This is a genomic window from Streptomyces sp. NPDC059696 (assembly GCF_042733745.1).
Taxonomy (GTDB): Bacteria; Actinomycetota; Actinomycetes; order Streptomycetales; family Streptomycetaceae; genus Streptomyces.
The window spans coordinates 1-1,091 of sequence record NZ_JBHWFG010000138.1; the positions used below are offsets into that span (position 1 = coordinate 1).

Genomic DNA, 1,091 nt, shown 5'->3' on the forward strand with positions numbered 1-1,091 from the left:
TCCTTGAGGAGGTGGTCGAACTCCGACGGGTGCGCGGGCGGGGTGCCGGCTAGGTCGAGCGCGGCGAAGATCTCGTGGCGCACCGCGCGGGCGGTAGGGCGGGAGCGGAACGCGATCCGGCGCACTTCCTCGTCGGGTTCGAGCTCGCGCAGGCAGGTGTTGACCGAGAGGGTCTTGCCGAAGCCCGCGCCGCCGTAGACGCACATCATCGCCCTCGCCTCGATCGTATCGGCGAGGTTCTCCCGTGCTCTGAGCAGGGCGCGGGTGGCCACGATGTGCGCGCCGGGCAGCTTCAGGTACTGGTCGCCCTCGGCCGGGGGCAGGGTGGTGGTCACTGGTGTTCCTCCTTACGTGGGGTCGGGCCCGTTGGTGGGGCGTGGCGCAGCGGGGGTGCGCCAGTGGCTCGGCGCCGTGGTGGGTGGGATCAGGTCGGGCAGGGCGAGTTCCGCCGCATCGGTCAGGTGGGCTGTGGTCAGGGCCTGGTCGGCCTCGGCCGAGGTGAGGGCGCCCAGGCGTTTGGGCTGTTCGGCCCGGGTCACCGCCGCGTACTTCGGGCGGGTACGCCGCGAGGCCTGGGCCAGCGCGCGAGCCAGACGCCGCTTCTCGGCGTCCTTGCTGCGGCGCAGCGCCCGGCGCTGCTCGTCGGTGGCCGCATCGGCCAGGTGGGCCGTGCCCAGGTGCTTGCCCGTAGTGGCGTCGAAGACCTCGATCTCGTGGTCGTGGTGCGGCAGGCAGCGCACCCGGACCTTCGTGCCCGCGTCCGCGCCGCCGGCCATCCACTCCCCCACGTAGTATCGGTTGTTCCACCGCACACCGCTGGTGGTCAGCGTGCGGATACGGCCGTCGTCTTCGAGGGTGAACGCCCACAGCAGGGAGCGATCGACGTCGTGGATCGGGGTGGGGTCCTGCTGCCACGCCTCAAGCGGCGTACGCCCGCCCAGCGCCTGGGAGGAGTGTTCGGTGTTCCACCAGGCGATCCACTCCAGCAGCTGCTCGACGAACACGGAGAACTCCATCAACTCGCCCACCGGCACACGGCCGCCCCGCGTGGTGCCCGGGCGTACCGAGGCGGTCGGGGCGTGGGTGTAGCC

Annotated in this window: 1 protein-coding gene and 1 pseudogene; both read right to left on the bottom strand. The window is 72.0% G+C overall.

Annotated features, from left to right (window positions below; translation table 11 throughout):
* Positions 1 to 335 (bottom strand): annotated as a pseudogene (locus tag ACFV20_RS37160) (ATP-binding protein); the annotation flags it as partial.
* Positions 336 to 347: 12 nt separating this feature from the next.
* A partial coding sequence (locus ACFV20_RS37165) for a Mu transposase C-terminal domain-containing protein (RefSeq protein ID WP_385665601.1) occupies positions 348 to 1,091 on the bottom strand: 744 nt, incomplete at its 5' end.